This is a genomic window from Mycobacterium adipatum, from assembly GCF_001644575.1.
Classification (GTDB): Bacteria; Actinomycetota; Actinomycetes; order Mycobacteriales; family Mycobacteriaceae; genus Mycobacterium; species Mycobacterium adipatum.
The window spans coordinates 109328-125329 of the sequence record NZ_CP015597.1 but is presented as its reverse complement, the minus strand read 5'-3'; the positions used below and the strand labels follow the sequence as shown (position 1 = coordinate 125329).

Sequence of the window (16002 nt, the reverse complement as noted above, 5' to 3'; positions counted from 1 at the left end):
TTTCCGTTTAGTGCGCAACCAGCGCATCGTCTTTGGACAAGGTGGGCCCTGGGGCGAACAGGCTCAGCAATGACCAGGGGATGGGGAGAGGTTCGGCGGTCATGCCGAGCGACTCGGCTGGACCCCCACCGGCGCCGCCGGGGGTACTCGGGGCCTCCAGCCCGTAGCGCACCCCGAGGTCGGACACCCAGAACGTCGACTCCTTGGTCGCCGATTCCGGCTGCTGACCGGTGACCTGGACGTAGAAGCCGCGGCCCTTGGGCAGGATGGCGCGCTGCGCGGAGGTGGGGCCGGCGCCGGTGAGAGTCACCGGCTTGGTGTCCTCGGCAACGGGAAGGGATTGGCCAACCAGCAGGGTCAGACTTGACGTCGGTGCGCCGTCGAGCTTCACCCACTGCCCGCACGACACGGGATCGGTTGTGGGGTCGATGATCTGAAGCGCATCGGTCGGATAGTCCTCGACCGGGACCGGCTCGGCTTTGGGCGCCTTTGCGATCTGGTCGGGGGTCAGCGCCGGCGGTTCGACGAGGCCGTAGGCGTCGTTGGCGCGCAGGATCGCAGCGATCACTGGGGAGATCGGCTGAATCCCTTCGGCGGTGACGACGTAATAGCGCAGCTGGTTGTTCTCGTCCCGGTCGACGACGACCGACCCGATCAACGGAGCCTGTTGCCCGGCCACTGGCCACGGGAAACGCGGCGGATCGCCGGCGTTGGCGATGAACGGCACTGCAAGCGGCGGGGATTCGGGGATGAGGTTTAGCAGCGAGCGGTCGATGGTGCGCGGATTGGGGGTGTCGACGTTGATGCCGACGGCTGCGGTGACCGCGGCGTTGTTCAAGTCGATCTCACTGCGCTTGTTACCCCAGATCAGCCAGGTGCTCTGGTCGCCGTTGTCAGTGGCCAGGACCGCTGCGTTGTCCTGCATCGGTGTGGCGTGTCCCGGGCCGGGCACCGGATCGCCGGAGATGATCGTGGTTCCGGCGTCGGGGCCACCCACGGCATCGCAGACCATCCACCGGGCGTCGCGGGTGGGGTTCTGTTCCATCCGAGACGGCGCGTTGGGAATGCCGAGGGTGTTGCCGAGGGGAAACTTGTCGATCTCGCTGGGCTTGACCACGGTGGGATTTTCGGGCTTGCCGACGATCAGCCGTGCGCTGGCGAGATTGAGCACCGGGTGCAGTTCGTCGTCGATGCGAACGTACAGCGCATTGGTGGAGCGCTCCGCGAGGATGGCCTGTCCGCCGCTGGTCCCGGCCGGCCGCAGGATCGACAGGATGAACGCGCCGGCCAGCAGGATCACTCCCAGCATCAGACCGACGCTCAGGGCGCGGCCCTGACGGCGCAGCGGGTCGGTGAGCATGCGGGTGTCGCGCAACGCGACACCATTGCTGATCCGTCGAATCAGGAAGCGCCATCCGGAGATCTGGTGTTTGGTGACGAATCCCCACGGGCGGGTGCGCTGCGATGTCGGGCCGGGCTCTGCGCTCTTGGATTTGAAGCCACGCCGCGGCTGAAGCGGTGTCGTCACTGCGCACCTCCGGTCGCGCCTCGGCTCAGTTCGATGTTCTGTTCTTTTTCGGCGCGACCGATTTCGCGGGAGACCGCGGCGCGCAGGTCATCTCCGGTGATGGTCTGCAGTTCCTCGGCGGTGGTGTCGGGGCCGAGCTTGCCGGTGACGTCGAGTCGGTGATCGCGTTCCTCTTCGGCGAAGCCGATCAGGTTGTCAGCGAGGCGGGCGTTGCCGAGCACGTCGAGCGCCGGGCGGCGGCGACCAGTGGTGTCCAGTGCGGTGGCGGCACTGAGGTCGGCGTAGGCCTGGCGAAGCGGTTCGACGTCTTCGACGATGCTGCCGCCCTTGACTGCCTTGCGGGTGGTGATCTCGACGAGTTCGTCCACGGAGTAGGAGGGCAGGGTAATCGCACGAGTGAAGCGCCCGCGCAGGCCTTCATTGGAGTCCAGGAACTCCTGCATCTTGTCGGCGTATCCGGCGGCGATCACCATCAGCTTGTCGGCGTGATTGGTCATGGCGCGGATCAGTTCGGCGATCACCAGCGGGCCGAAGTCGTTCTCGGAACCGGAGTCGGTCAACGCGTATGCCTCGTCGATGAACAGGACACCGCCGCCGCTGTCGATGATGCGGTCGATGATCTGTCGAACCTTCGCCTCGGAGCCGCCGATGATCTTGTCGACCAGGTCGGCGCGCCCGGTTTCGACGAACGTGTCTGACGGCAGGACGTCGGCGGCGCACAGCAGCTTGGCGATCACGCGCGCGATGGTGGTTTTGCCGGTTCCCGGCGGTCCTTTGAGAACCAGGTGCAACGACTTGTTGCGGACCGGAAGTCCCAGAGCCTCACGTTGTTTGGTGGCGCGAACACTGGATTCCAGTCGCGCGATCTGCTCTTTGACTTCGGCCATGCCGACGAACTCGGCGAGTTCTGCGTCGGCTTCGGCGCGAAGTTCTTCCCGGCGGGACGCGCCGAGCTGACGGGCGAAGTCACGCTCGCCAGGCTCGGTGTCAGGGTCCCAGTAGTCGGTGCGGGCGTCGATGCGGGCTGCGGTGGTCGGTTGGATGCCGTAACCGGGGTCGCTGAGCGCGGTGCCGATCGTCGCGCGCACATTGTCCTGGATGCCGGCGATGCCGTAGGCCTCGTTCAACAGTGCCGTGGCGGTGTCGGCACGGCCCAACGCGCGCGCCGACAGCGCGGCGGCCAGCAAGGCTTCGGAGCTGGCCGCGGGAATGGGGCCCTGCCCGTGGTCGCTCAATTGGTCGAATGCCGGCTCCCACAGACCGAGGTAGGCGGTAGCCAGGCCCTGCGCGACCGACATCGCCTGGAAGAGATAGGGGTCGTTGCGGGCCTGCGGTGTGAGCGGCGCCAACACCCGACGCACGTCGTGCCAGCGCTTGGCGCGGAAGAAGATGACGGCCAGGACCCAGCCGGCGTGCTGCGGATGTGCGTGCAGCAGTCGGTCGTCGAGCAGGTCTCGGGCGGCGCTGTAGTCGCCGTCGCGTGCCCGTGCCGCAGCGCAGGCCATGACCACCCCGTCGGCGCCGCGGGCGTGCAGCTGCACGTACAGGCCGGTGTCGAACGGGAAGTCCACGGCGTCGGCGGCGACGTCGGCAGCTGAGATCAGCTCGCCGGCGGTGTCGAGGGCGCGGTAGGCACTCTCCAGCACCACGCGGTCGGTGGCGCCGCTGGCGGCCAGGCCTAGCCATCCGTCGCACAGGTCGGGGTACTGCGCGGTCAGTCGCTCGAACCCGATGCGGGCCTGACGTAGGTCGGCGACCTGCCGGCGGCCGAACACCTCAGCCCCCAGGGCGGCGCAGCTGCTGGTGAACAGGTCCAGCGCGTCGTGGTCGATCACTGCTGCTCCAGCACGCTGGCAACCTCCGCGGTGACCTTCGTCGACACCTGGATGAATCCTTCCTCGGACATCGCCAGCAGCAGTTCGCTGAGCTTGTCACCGGGATAACGGCTGAACACGTCCTCGGTGAAGGTGGCCGATACGACCATGCCGTCACCGCCGAAGACAATTTCGTTGTCGCCGTCGGGGCAGGGGACTGTCACTTGCAGTCCTTCGACGTTGCGGCGGGCGTTGCGTATCCGGTCGAGAAACTCCCGGCCACGGGCGATCTCAGTGGATACCGCGGGGTGCAGGGGGATGTCCATCAGAGGTGCCTAACGCTTATCGGGCTGAGGTGTGACCAGGCGGCGCGACGGTCGGCGACCGGACCCGGTGAGGTGTGCCGTGACGGTCGACTGATCAGTCATGCCATCAGCGTGGCACAAAAGTGGGACACGGCGGTCAACGTCTGCGCAGCTATCCATCGCCGTCGCCGGCAACGTCTTTCTTCCGGCGCGCCAAGCGTTCTTTGACGGCGTTCTGCGCGTCAGGATTCACCACGGGCGCAGCAGCCTTGGGTATCTCGCCGACGACGCCGGGGCGGCCGCTGCCCTCCACCTCGGCCAGCGGGTCCTCGTAGCTGTTGATCTTGGAGGTCTTGTTGTCACCGCCGGGCCGACCTCCCATCGGCATCATGCCGCCGCCCATTGCACCGCTGCCCGCCGCGGCCGCCACCGCGGGCTTCACGGGTGCAGCGGCGCTCGACGGTGTGGCGCTAGGCGAACCGGTCAACGACGCGGGATGGGTGGCGCCGGGCAGGTTGCTTGACGGTTTGATGGGACTGCCCCCACCACCGCCACCACCGCTGCCTTTCCCGGCACCGGCAAGAGGCTTGGCCATGGCGGCGGGCTTGAGAGGGCTGCTGCCGGCGGCCGTCTTCGCAGCATCCCCGCCAAGCTTGCTCACCTGCTCGCCGAGCTGTTGGGCCATTTGACCGACCGACTGCAGGGGATTGGCCTTGCCGAGCGACTGCGTCAGCGGGCCGAGTGCACCCATCAGCGGCTGCAACATGTCCTGCATGCCGCCCGATGCCGGGTCCTCGGCCTCGCCCGTCCTTTCGCCCTCGCCCTTTTTCTTGTCCGACTCGCCTGGTTCCTGACTGTTGGGGTCCATGCCCGGGTCGGGGATATCACCGAGTGGGGTGCTCACGACCTCACCGCCGGCCTGCAAACCAGTCGCGGCCACCCCTTTGAGGGCTTCCTTGTCGTCGAGGGTTTGTTGGTAGGCATCCACGAGGGGCTGGTACGACTCACCGAACGCCGCCCTGAGTCCCTGTGCCTCTGCCAGTTGAGTTTTCAGGCTCGCCCAACTTGCCGACGGGCCGACCTGACCATAGGTCAGCGTATGCAGGTTGCCTGCCGACTCGTATCCGGCCGCGAGCGCCGTGGCGTGCTCGGCCACGGCTTCGGTGAAGGCGATTCCTCGAGTCAGTTTGGCGGCCATCCCCGGTGTCGCCGCAGACTCACCAGTGGCCAGCAGTTCTGCCTGGGCATTGACCAGGCTGGCGTTGGCGGCAGCGGCACGGGAGGCCAGGGTGTTCAGCCGAGTCGCAGCGGATACGGCCGGGCCGGGGCCGGCACCGGCTTCCAGCTGCTGGGCCAGCGACTCGCCCTCAGTGCCACTGACATCGGGGATCGGGTCGAAGGTGGGCATGGCGGACGGGGCTGCTGCGGGGCGAGTGAAGCTGCTCATCGTCGCAGCTGGCGCGCCGACTGATGAGCTTCCACCGAACTGACCGAAGGAGGCTGCGCCCTGGCTGTCGCCGATCTCATAGCTGGCGGCGGTGTCGTTCATGCCGGCGGCCGCGTTGGTGGCCTGGTCGGATCCGGCGCGGACGTGCCCGAGCAACCACTGATGGCGGGCGTTGAGATTGCGCATGATGGTCTCCGACGCCGGATCCGACGCACAGGCCGGCGTCGGTGTCGGGTCGTCGAAATCTGAGCCCAGCAGCACCCCGGCGAGTTCGACGAGTTCGCCGGTGCGGCGGAACCCGTCGGTGTCGACATTCAAAGCGGCCATGACTGTATTTTCTCCCGAGTCGACGCACCCGCGACTCACCAATTTCTCGCCGGCACCGTCAACGGTCTAGGTCTACAGCAACCCCGGCGGAATCGCGGGGCCGGCGTTGGGGCCTGCGGCGGCACCGCCTGGATCAACGGCCACGTTGTCGTCGTGCCAGCCGGGTGCGGTGAACCAGTCGTCGGGATCGCTGACCGACACCGATTGGATGCGTCGGGCGCCCTCGGAGTCACCGGTCTGATACGCCGCGGCGTGCTCGGTGAACCGCGTCGAGTACACCCCGAAGTCGGCGGCCTTCTTCTCCAGCGCCGCCTGTCGGCGCCCCAATCCGGCCACCACGCCGACCGCCACCGGATAGCCCATCGCACCGTGGCTGGCGATGATCCGATTCACCTCGTCGACGGCCTGCGGACCGATCGCCGCGGCCGCAGCCTGCAACTCGGCGTACTGCTCACTGACGTTGGTCAGATCAGCCGGATTGACATCGAGCTTGCCCTCACCGGAACCGTGGTTGCCGCCCTTGTCGTCACCGCTGTGCAGGCCGGCCGGTTGGACGGAGCCGGGGGCAAGGGGACGTTTGTCGGGCCACCACAGGCCGGGGTCGGTCTGGTCCTGCACGTAGTCGTGCATCCAGTAGGGCGGCAGCTCGCCGGGGTGACTTGGTGACCACCGGATGGGTTCGTCGTCACCGGTGCCGTGGATTCCGTCGAGGGTGGAGCGCGGCATTCCTTGTGAGGTGTCGAACTGCGATTCGGGGATGTGAGGCGGGTACTGGGGGACCTGCCAGGTGCCGTCGGGGCCGGGAGCGCCCTCCGGGTACAGCGGTGAGCCGTCGTCGAAGCCTCCGGGCGGTCCGGAGGGGTAGATGATGTTCGGTGCGGGGGTGGGTGTCGGCTCGTTCGGTTGAGTCATGACTCTCCTAGATCAGGTTCGGGGGAATGGCTGGGCCGGCGTTGGGCCTGCGGCGGCACCGCCGGGATCAACGGCCACGTTGTTGTCGTGCCAGACGGGTGCGGTGAACCAGTCGTCGGGACCGCTGACCGACACCGATTGGATGCGTCGGGCCCGGTGGGAACGGCGCACGCGTCGATGGATCCGGTGCATCAGGATCGCCTATCTCAGTCATCGGTGCCTCCTGCCCGTTCAGGTCGCTGCCTGTGTTGCGTCCCGCTCCTCGGTGAGCGATCGAAGAGACGGTGCTACTCACCATCTCCAACGCGACTAACACAGTTGCCCCTATTTGACTTTGTACCTGGTCGTTGGTGTTTGCCGCGAGCGCTGAGGCGTGTTTGCGCGCACGCAGTTGCCGGCGGCTGCGCCCGCTCCGGTCTTGGCGGTAGATCGCCGCGGTCGGCGTCGGTCCAGTGTCCTGATGGGGCCACCTCGCTCACTGGTCGTCTTGCAGCGGGTCGTAGCGGTGGGCGAACGCTGATTGTGCGCACGCGGTGAATAGCTCACCGAGGCCGTCCGCGCCTAGGGGTTTGAGTCGTTCGGGTTGCGCGTCAACGTCGACGATCTCGCCGGTAGTGCGCACCGAGACGGACATCGCCGGCGGGTCGGTGGCGGCGGTGGTGATGACTTCATCGTCGTCATCTTTGAACTGGGACAACGTGATCGAGTGCATGTGGACCTACCCTGCTTGTTTGGTCAAATCGAGTACTGCCGGATCCCGGTCGGGTCCGGGCACGGTGCTGAGGTATTGGCTGCGCAGCGCGCGGTATGCGTCCTTGTCGTGCCCGTCCAGAGCGGCCTGCATACCGATCTGCCACAGATCTTGGCGTGCGTTGTCGTACCAGAGTCCTTTGCGTGCGATTTCCACTGCAGCACTGAAGTTCTTGGTTGAGTGGTGGCGGCCGGCGAGGACGACCGCGGCTCCGGCGACGCGATCGCGGATCTCGTCGCGCAGGTCCTTGGTCCAGGCCCACTCCTTCGGCGGCACCCCGCCCAGGGGCGGGCCGGTGACCAGGCTCATCGCGGCAATCAGGTTGGCCGTCGAGGTGGTGTCGATGAGGATCTCGACTAGCCGCTCGAACTCCAACCAGTCCGAACGCACCGCGTTGTGCAGCACGTAGCCGCCGTCTTTCATCGGCGGTAGCGCCTTGGGGCCACCGACGTGGGTCACTCCGAGCCGCGCACGTAGCAGTGAAACCTGTTGTGTAACGGTCTTTTCTGAGGCCCCTCCGTTGAAGACTGCGCGGATAATCTCGCCGCTGTCAGCGAAGCGGTTGTGCTGCAGAAAAACCGTCAGTTCGTTGAGACGCTTCTCGCGTGGGCCGGGTGCCTGAGCGCTGTGGGGTGGCTTGAGGTCGACCTGGCCGAGGATGCGGTTCCAGATGGGCGCGATCTCGGGTGCCGCCGTTTCCGCCGCGGACTCGCCGATGGCGTCATCCCCGACCGCACCGGATGTCTGCGCGAGTTCGGGGGCCGGGGTCGCGGCCTCAGCAGCGGTCCGGTCGTCGCGCGTGTCCGGCGCCGGGGTCGCGGCGAGGGGGGCCGGAAGCGGTGCAGCGCCGACGTCCGGCCGGTCCGCCGCGGCGGGGCCATCGTCCTCGGCTGGCCATGAGGCAGCGTCGTCATCGGTCCCTGCGGCGGCGATGGGGGCTGAACGGGCGAAGAAGTCGATCGGCTCAGCGCTGGCTTCGCCTTCGGCGGCCGGTGTCCACGCAGGCAGCCGGGGGTCGGTGTTGGTGTCATCGAACTCGTCTGCGGGCTGCAGCTGCTCGGAGGCCGCTGCAGCGGGTTCGAGCGGGGTGGCGGCCACTGCAGGCTGGTCGGTGAGCAAATCTGCGCAGCGTTCAATGACGGCGGGGCTCGGGAGGATCAAGGTGGCGGACATGGGCCGGGTCACGCCGTTGCTGATCTGGCCGAGCCGATCCGGGCCGCACGTGATGGTCCACTTCGTATCGACGGCGGCGTCCTTGCCGAGATCGACCATGATCTTGCTGGCGGCGTTGGACACGATCTGCGCGCGGTCGGTGTAGGTCAGGTCCGGTCCGCAGATCAGGACGTCGACTTGCGGGACACGCCCGACCGCCACCGGTCGCACACGAGTGGTGAGGGGGCCGCGCCACAAGTCGGGTGTCACCCCGATGGTGATGTCGGGGTGGGTGGTCAGCAGTTCAAGCACCCAGCGACTGATCAGCGCAGTGGCGACGTTCGCATCACCGTCGATGCTGATGCGTTGAAACGCTGCAAGATTGAGCCCGATGAGGGCACCTTCGTCAGTGGTGCCGAACGCCACCAGGTAGACCGGGCGGTCGGGGTCGGGCGCGAGGTCGGGGTCCACCGCTTCCCACGGGATGCGGGCCTCGTTGGTGGAGTCGGCGGTTCTCCAGGGGTAAGGCAGCGGCGATTTGAGGCCGGCCACGAAGGTGACCACCAGCTCGTCGCGTCGGGCGGTGATCAGCCCTGCGGGACCAGCCGGCGCGGGGGAGAGGCTGTAGAGCGATTCCAGCCGCCGTACGACGTCGACCGCGCGGCCTTGCCCGTACCACCAGGAGGTGACCGGGGTGCTGCTGGCAGCGATGGTCGACGTCATGACGGTGAAATGACCTGCTTTCCCTTACGGTGTGGCGCCGCTACTGGCGGAGGCGGGATCGGCGGGGACCGCCGAACCGTCGGCGCCGCCGAACGCGCCGGCGTCCACACCCGAGGACGACGATTCCGAGGCCGCCGCGGGATCTGTGCCCTGCTCGGTCGCCTCGCCGTCGCTGTCTTCGCTGTCGGTGTTGCCGTCGCTGCTGTTGTCGGCTGTGGAGAACGGGTCCGCGGCGGCATTGGCGTCAGTGCTGGCCGTGGTGACTGTTCCGCTGCCCCCGGATGGGGCGGTCGCGAACGGATCGGCGGCAGCGTTGTAGCTGGCCGTGGTCGCCGGCACACCACCTGCTGAGGATCCCGCGAACGGGTCGGCGAACGGGTCGGCTGCGGGCGTGGCGGCACCCTGCTGGCCGTACGGGTCGCCGAACGGGCTCATACCTTGCTGACCGAACGGACTCATGCCCTGCTGGCCCATCGGGTTCATGCCCTGCATACCCTGCATGCCTGAGCCGCCGGCACCGAGCAGCTGACCGAGAATGTCCATCAGGCTGGTACCGCTGCCTGTGCCACTCATCTCGTCGCTGCCCTCGTCGTCGTCATCGTCGTCTTTGTCGCTGCCGCTGTCGGCGGCCTGAGATCCGTTGGCCTGCTCGGTGGCTGCCGATCCTTCGACGGTGCCAGCGCTTTTGCCGTGGTACTTCTCGATGATCGCAAGGATGGCCGCCTGGCCGGCGGGCGACTGCGGGTCGGGCACCGCGGCGATCTCCGCGGCCTCCGCTTGGGCGTTTGCCGCGACGTCGTTGGCGCCGGTGACGTTGACGTCGGCGCTGTTGTCGGTGACATCGGCGCTGTTGTCAGCGGTTCCGCCGAAGTTGTCCAGCGGCAAGTTGTCGAGGCCGGTGTATTCGGCGAAGGGGCCGCCGCTTCCGGTGCTCATCCGGTGACTCTGGTCGAGAAGTTGAGGTTGATGACGCCTTGGCGCACCTGCCGCTCGCGCAGGCCGACCTCGCGGGCGCGGCGTGCCAAGTCGCGCAGACCCTCACCGCCGGCGGGGTTGAGCCCAAACAGGGCGTGGTAGCGCGCGTGCTGTTCCTGCGATTGCTGCGCCAGTAATTCGATTGGCGTCATGTCAGCTTCCCTCCCCTGTTCCGACGCCCGTGGACGTCAGTTTGGTGCCGCCGAGCGCGGCACCGTTGGTGTTCGAGCTAAGCGAGGAGCCGGCATCGGCCCCTGGTGATTCCTGGCTGGATTTGTCCGCCGGGCGGGCCGGCGGTGCGGGCAGTTTCGAGGTTTTCTTGTAGCCCATCTGGTCGAGCTGGTCGTTGGTGACTGCACCCGCTTTCACGGCGGCCGTGCGTGCTTCCTCGAACTGTTCGCGGGCCTGGGCTGCGGCCTCCAAACTGGCGACGTAGCGGTCGAAGGCTTCTCCGACGTCACCGACGAGAGCGGTGTTGTCCTTGAGCAGATTGGCATAGGCCGCTTCCGCAGCGGCCCGGCCGTTCTTCTTCCTGGGTGCCAAAACCGACTCTCCTTCGCGTTCGCACTAGTGCATATGCAGTTGCCGAGCCTGCATCACTTCGTAGGGATCGACGTCGATGTCGCCCGCATGGCGGCCGTCGTCGAGGTCCCGATACGGGATCACCAGCCGGTCACCACCGTCAACGTCATCGGTGAGGTAGGGCTCAGCGTGAACGTACTTCCAGTCCATGACACCGTCAATGTCACCGATATTGACCAGATCACCGTGTTGAAGCTCGTTTGCCGACACCGGAATAGGAGGCCCGTATTCGTCGTCGACGGTGGGCAGATACTCGTCGTCGAATCCGTCTACCGCCTCGTTGAAAGGCGCCGGTTTCGCTGCGCCGTCCGGCCCGGTTGCAGGACTCGGATGCGTCGCTGGCAGGTCTTCGCTTGTGTCGCCGTGCTCGTCGTCCATCGTTGGCCGGCGAAGTGCCATCATCGGCCGCACATAGGACGGGTGCAGGGGATCCAGATCGGGCCGGTCCGATGCCAGAACGACGGGCGATTCGCGGATCATCTTGAACGACATCTCTTGCTCGTCGTCCTCGGGATCGTAACCGCGCAGGGCACTGTCGACGACGCGGCGAGGCCAGAAACTGTCCACGTTTTGCAGCTCGGTCAAGATGGCGCGTTCGTGGTCAGTCAGGGCGGCGTCTTGCTCCTCGGTTGCGGGCACGCGTGGCGTGTAGAAGGCCTGCATCTCGCGGAACGATCCGTCCGGCAGCTGCACGGTGCCACGGCCTTTGATGCCGGGCTGCAATCTGGTGCCGGCCACCGCGTCGTTAAACATCATGATGGCGGCGTCTTTGGATCGCAGTCGGCCCATCGCGACGCGTAGCGCGGTGTTGTCGCGCGCCTCACCGGCAATGAACATGGTGTCCGGGCGTTGGATGCCGAGTGCCATGTGGATGCCGACCGCACGGGCGGTTCGCAGCAAGATTCCGATATCCGTCGCGGTCGGTGGTTCGCCGCGTTCCTTGGAGGTCTTGTAGGTCTTGTAGAACTGGCCGAGGGCGACGGCCAGGTTCGAGAACTCATCGGTGATCACGATGATGGGATCGAAGTCGTCGGCGCGGTTGGGGTTGATCTTCACCTGAGACAGCCGGTCGGTCATGGTGTCGGCGATCAGGCGCAGCGCTGCGGTGTGACCGACGAGGCCGTCCTCGTCGGTGCCGGCGGTCACCAGTGAGACGTTGGGCCAGCTGCGCATGCCGGGGGAGTCGAAGCCCTTCGGGTCGACCCAGACGACGTTGAAGCCGCGGCGTGCGCACTGGGTGGCGATCGTCATCAGCACCGAGGTCTTACCGGTGGAGGTCGCGCCGGCGATGAGGAAGTGCGGTGACTGTTTGAAGTCCCAGCCGACGACGTTGCCGTATGCATCGATGCCGAAGGGGATGACGGTGTTCTTGTAGAGCGAGCGGACGCTGGCCCGAGTCACGTCTGGGAAGTCCAGGGGCGGATCGACCATGGTCGGCAGGCCGGGGCTGCGGACGAATCGGACACGGCGCGATGCCATGCTCCACTCGGCTTCCCACGATCCGCCGAGCGAGTCGGAGACCATGCCCTCGATCGCACCGCGCCGGAAGGCCGAACTGACCTTGAGGTTGTACGCGAACCCGACGGTGAACTCTCGGATCCGCGCAGCGATCGCGTCGTTACCCGTGGACGCCGACCGTGCCGCCAGCTCGTCGTCCATGTCTAGCTGCGGATTCATTGTCCCCTCGCCGTGAGCAACCGTGCTGACCGCGGAGTCCAATACCGGGGCGGGCTTGTCCACAGTCACTGAGGCGATCTGAGCCGCGGCATCGAACCAGGACGCCACCAGCGGCGCCAGGACCGACTCGGCGTCGACGACCACGTCCTCTTCGACCACGACGGTCTCGGTCGCGGTCAGCGCCCGCGCCAAGGGATCGTGCTCGAAAACGTAGGTGCGCCTGGTGACTTCGTGCAGAACTGCGGCGATCTCGGCAGTGAGCTCTTCGCCGACCGATCGGGGGTGCTGACCGTAGAGCAGCTTGATCACCTTGGGGAACGCCGGTTTCCCGCGGGGATGGGCGCAGCGTTCGACGCGCACGCGCCCAGCCCGCAGATCCGGCCACCCCAGCGCCGGCGAGATCAGAAAGGTGATCTTGTTGATTTGACGGGTGACCAGGCCACGCGCGTAGGCCCAGCGGGCGTATTGCCAGAACCCGAACGCCGCGGTGACGAGCACCGCCACCACCAGAAGCCGGCCCGGCAGATGCGTGGCGGAGGGTGCCGCCCAGCGCAGCAGCACACCGGAGGCCGCCAAAAGCACAGCGGCGCCGGCCAGGATGAGCGGCACGGTGGGGTACTGCTCGCCGGTCCAGTGCTGTCCCGGGCGCACCTGCCCGATATGCCCGGAACGGGCACGATGGTTGGACCAGGACAACATGGCCCACCACAGTGCGGCCAGGACCGCGGCGACCACCGGGGCGGCGATGAATAGGATCCAGAACCACCCGACACCAACGCCGGCGATGACGTACAACGGCTCAGGTGACGGCGGTAGCAGGTAGTCCCGCGCTGGTGAGGGACGGTAAAGGAACTCTTGGGCGGCCGGCCACACCTTGGTGTAGCCCAGAACCACGGCCACGGCGAGAGCGGCCATCAGGATCCAGCGCCAGCTCTCGGCGGCCTGCTTCTGCTCGGCGGCGCTCTCGCCGGGGACGTAAGGCCGGTTCAGTTCGGCGCCGCTGGTTGCGTAGGGCCGGCCGCTCGGCGCAGCGGCCGATGAAGACGACTTGGCGGGCACGGTTTTGCCGCTGGGAGCCATCAGGGACTGTCCTTTCCGCTGGTTGAGGCGAGCTGCTTGAGCACATCATCGGGTGCCGGACAGACACCGTGAACTGGTCGTGCGATCCTGCGGTGCGCCACGAGCCTGGGTTTCACGGCGCGGCCAGCGAGATCGGGATCGCTCCGGGTATCGCGGACGTCGGGGCCACGGTCTCCGATGACGGCGCCGGCGCCGCGGGGGGCTGCGCTGGGTCCGCGGGGGCAGCCGGCGGGGACGGCGCCTGAGCTTGCACGGGGACGACGGTGCTGATCTTCCACCCATCCACAGCCATCTCGAGTGTGATCTCTACGGCGGAACCGTCGCTGTATGCGACCTGAAAGGTGGGCAGGATCGGATCGGCAGCCAGCGGGCCGTCAACCTTCGCCACGCTGGCCTGCGGGACGTTGCGGATGTCGGTGAGCCGGTATTGGTCGAGCAGCTCGGGCATCACATCGGGGGCGATGCGGGCAAGCCAGTCGTCACGATTGCCGTTGGGGGAGGCGAAGTTCGACGCAAATCGTTCTGCAATGACGCGTGCCGCCTCCGGGGAGAAGTCCGGCGGGGGCGGCAGCTCGCTGGGGTCGGGTTGGTACTCGCCGTGCGCGTGGCCGTCTTCAGGACCGTGGTCGTGACCCTCGTGGTCGATCTCACCTGGCGCCACCTGCTGCTCTGCGTTCGGTGCCACGTCTTCGACCGAGTAGTACTGCCATGTCAGGCCGGCGATCGCGACTGCCGCGATCAGGGCGCCCATCCGGGTGCGCGTCGGGACCCTGCGCCACCGATAGCGCAGCATTGCCCATCGCTGCCTCATCGCGCACCACCGCTGCTCGCGCGGTCGTCGTGATCGTGGGTCATGGCGCATGTCCTTTCGCAATGGCTGGTGAAGCGGGCTCGAACGGTCACGGGTAACCCGGGCCTGCGGTGGTGACGTGCAGGTGGGTGAAGTGATTGGCGACGTCACTGTCGCGGGGTTGCATCGGCTCGGCGGTGCCGTCGGCGCGGTAGAGGTGCTGGCGCCAGATCACGTGCTGCACGCCGAGTTCGTTGGCGCGCTGCAGCAGAAAGTCCCGGATGTCGTCGCCCAAGGCGATGCTCTGCGGGATGGTCGGGTCGCCGGGAATGAGGACGTCCAGTGCCCGGCCCTGTTCGTGTTCACCGAACGGGTCAGGTCGGAAACCTGCGATGTCCTGAATCTGTGGGAAATGCTCGGCCACTGCGTGATTGACGGCGATCGGGTCGCGTTGCAGTCCGGCGTCGGAGGTGGTGTCCGCTGCGGCCAGGGCCGGGTTAAGGGCCGGCGCGAGAAGGAACCACCCTGCGACGGCGGCCAGGGCCAGCGCCGCCACGGCGGCGATGGTGATACGAGCCGGGCTCACACGCCGCCGCAGTTCACTGCGCGGCATGAAGCAGCGGGTGAGGATCGCTCGCGCGGCGATGTCGGCGATTGGAGCGGCGATCAGCAGGGTGAGCAGGCTCCACAGGGTGACCAGGGCGACGCCGTCGAGCCCCAGGGTCAGTGGGTTGGGCGGCGGTTCGTAGTACTCCATGGGCTCTATCTCCTGGCGTGGACGTCATTGCGGGGTGGGGTAGCCGCCGCCGATGGTGGCGAGGTGCACGTGGTCGAAGTGGTTGGCGGTCAGGCCGCCGCGGTCTTCCATCGGTTCGGATGTGCCGCTGGGGTAGTAGATGCGTTGGCGCCAGATCGCGTGGTCGATGCCGAGGGTTTTTGCGTTCTTGAGGAGGAACTGCAGCACCCCGTTGCCGAGTGCGATGCCCTGCGGGCTGAGGTAGTTCGGGATCATGACGTCGAGCGCCAGGCCCTGGGGATGCCATTTCATCGCGTCCTGCCGGTACCCGCCGATCGTCTGGATCTGCGGGAAGGCTGCCGAGACCGCGCGGTTGGTGAGGATGGTGTAGCGCTGCAGACGGTCCTCGGGGGCTTTTCCGGGCGGCAGTTTGGACAGGTTGTACACCGAGCGTGAGGCGCGGGGACGCGATGCGGCGCACATGTTTTCGGTTTCGCCGCTGTTCATCGAGTCCGGTGTGGCAGCACCCGGTCCGGCAGCTGTCATGACCTCACGCAGATGCTGGCGGTAGAACAGCGTCGCAGCTGCCACGTCGTCGGCGTAGGCGTCGGGAAACGCTGAGCGCTGCACTGCCTGCGCGGCCACCGTGGGCGCCATCTGCTGCCAGCCACCGACCTTGAGCAGTCCGGCGTAGAACTTCAGCGCCGAGATCCGCGGCGTCATCAGGTCGCGGATGGTTCCCCACCATGGCTGCTGCTGAAAGATGCCAACCGACTGGTGATCGTGGCCCACACCTTCGTTCGGGATCTGCAGCGACTCAGGAACATTCGGGTTGGCCAGGTTGCGCATGCCGGACTCCTGCATGGCGGTGGCCAGGGCGACGATGATGCCCTTCTCGGGGATCCGCATCTGAATGCCAGCGGCGATCACCGCCTTGCCGTTGTTGACCGGCCCCGGCCCGAACTGCACACCCCGGCCCGCGTCGACCCCTTGAGACTGCATCTGCTGAGCGCACTGCGGTGTGGTCAGCGCCGCATCCTTGGTCGACGGCGAGCCGCCGCCGAAGAACAGCACGAATATCAGCAGCACTGCGACCAGGGCAAACGGCGCGAGCATCGCAGCCGCGGCATAGAGCTTGCGCCGGTGCGCCCACAGGGTGCTGGCCACTGCCGCCCACGACATCGGTTCCATCCGCGCGGCCTG

14 protein-coding genes are annotated in these 16002 nt (G+C 67.1%); all 14 read right to left on the bottom strand.

Features of this window, described 5'->3' with window-relative positions:
• Positions 1–7 precede the first annotated feature (7 nt).
• Positions 8–1528 (bottom strand): type VII secretion protein EccB, encoded by a 1521-nt coding sequence (eccB, locus tag A7U43_RS28335; RefSeq protein WP_068004175.1) that lies wholly within the window; start codon positions 1526–1528, stop codon positions 8–10.
• On the bottom strand, positions 1525–3363 hold the full coding sequence (eccA, locus tag A7U43_RS28330) for a type VII secretion AAA-ATPase EccA (protein WP_068004162.1): 1839 nt from the start codon (positions 3361–3363) through the stop codon (positions 1525–1527). The genes eccB and eccA overlap by 4 nt, the downstream gene beginning before the upstream one ends.
• Positions 3360–3668, bottom strand: coding sequence for a hypothetical protein (locus tag A7U43_RS28325; protein ID WP_068004161.1), 309 nt, complete (start codon positions 3666–3668; stop codon positions 3360–3362). Before A7U43_RS28325 ends, eccA begins: the two co-directional genes overlap by 4 nt.
• A gap of 151 nt (positions 3669–3819) precedes the next feature.
• On the bottom strand, positions 3820–5421 hold the full coding sequence (locus tag A7U43_RS28320) for a Fis family transcriptional regulator (RefSeq protein WP_068004155.1): 1602 nt from the start codon (positions 5419–5421) through the stop codon (positions 3820–3822).
• Positions 5422–5493: 72 nt separating this feature from the next.
• Positions 5494–6333 (bottom strand): WXG100 family type VII secretion target, encoded by an 840-nt coding sequence (locus A7U43_RS28315; protein WP_068004154.1) that lies wholly within the window; start codon positions 6331–6333, stop codon positions 5494–5496.
• Positions 6334–6808: 475 nt separating this feature from the next.
• Positions 6809–7045, bottom strand: coding sequence for a hypothetical protein (locus tag A7U43_RS28305; RefSeq protein ID WP_068004151.1), 237 nt, complete (start codon positions 7043–7045; stop codon positions 6809–6811).
• A 6-nt stretch (positions 7046–7051) separates the two neighbouring features.
• Positions 7052–8959 (bottom strand): bacterial transcriptional activator domain-containing protein, encoded by a 1908-nt coding sequence (locus tag A7U43_RS28300; RefSeq protein ID WP_068004149.1) that lies wholly within the window; start codon positions 8957–8959, stop codon positions 7052–7054.
• Between the two features lie 24 nt (positions 8960–8983).
• On the bottom strand, positions 8984–9895 hold the full coding sequence (locus A7U43_RS28295) for a hypothetical protein (RefSeq protein WP_068004148.1): 912 nt from the start codon (positions 9893–9895) through the stop codon (positions 8984–8986).
• The gene (locus A7U43_RS28290; RefSeq protein WP_068004146.1) at positions 9892–10086 is read right to left on the bottom strand and encodes a hypothetical protein; all 195 of its coding nucleotides are present in this window, start codon (positions 10084–10086) and stop codon (positions 9892–9894) included. The genes A7U43_RS28295 and A7U43_RS28290 overlap by 4 nt, the downstream gene beginning before the upstream one ends.
• A 1-nt stretch (position 10087) precedes the next feature.
• Entirely contained in the window at positions 10088–10477 is a 390-nt protein-coding gene (locus A7U43_RS28285) for a hypothetical protein (RefSeq protein ID WP_068004144.1), read from the bottom strand.
• Between the two features lie 24 nt (positions 10478–10501).
• Positions 10502–13273: an FtsK/SpoIIIE domain-containing protein gene (locus A7U43_RS28280; protein WP_068004143.1), complete on the bottom strand. Its 2772-nt coding sequence runs from the start codon at positions 13271–13273 to the stop codon at positions 10502–10504.
• 112 nt (positions 13274–13385) lie between these two features.
• Positions 13386–14084, bottom strand: coding sequence for a hypothetical protein (locus tag A7U43_RS28275; protein ID WP_068004140.1), 699 nt, complete (start codon positions 14082–14084; stop codon positions 13386–13388).
• 88 nt (positions 14085–14172) lie between these two features.
• Positions 14173–14820 (bottom strand): VldE C-terminal domain-containing protein, encoded by a 648-nt coding sequence (locus tag A7U43_RS28270; RefSeq protein WP_231963896.1) that lies wholly within the window; start codon positions 14818–14820, stop codon positions 14173–14175.
• A 24-nt stretch (positions 14821–14844) separates the two neighbouring features.
• Positions 14845–15981 carry a VldE C-terminal domain-containing protein gene (locus A7U43_RS28265; protein WP_231963895.1) on the bottom strand — a complete coding sequence of 379 codons (1137 nt, stop codon included), beginning with the start codon at positions 15979–15981 and terminating at the stop codon, positions 14845–14847.
• Positions 15982–16002: the final 21 nt, after the last annotated feature.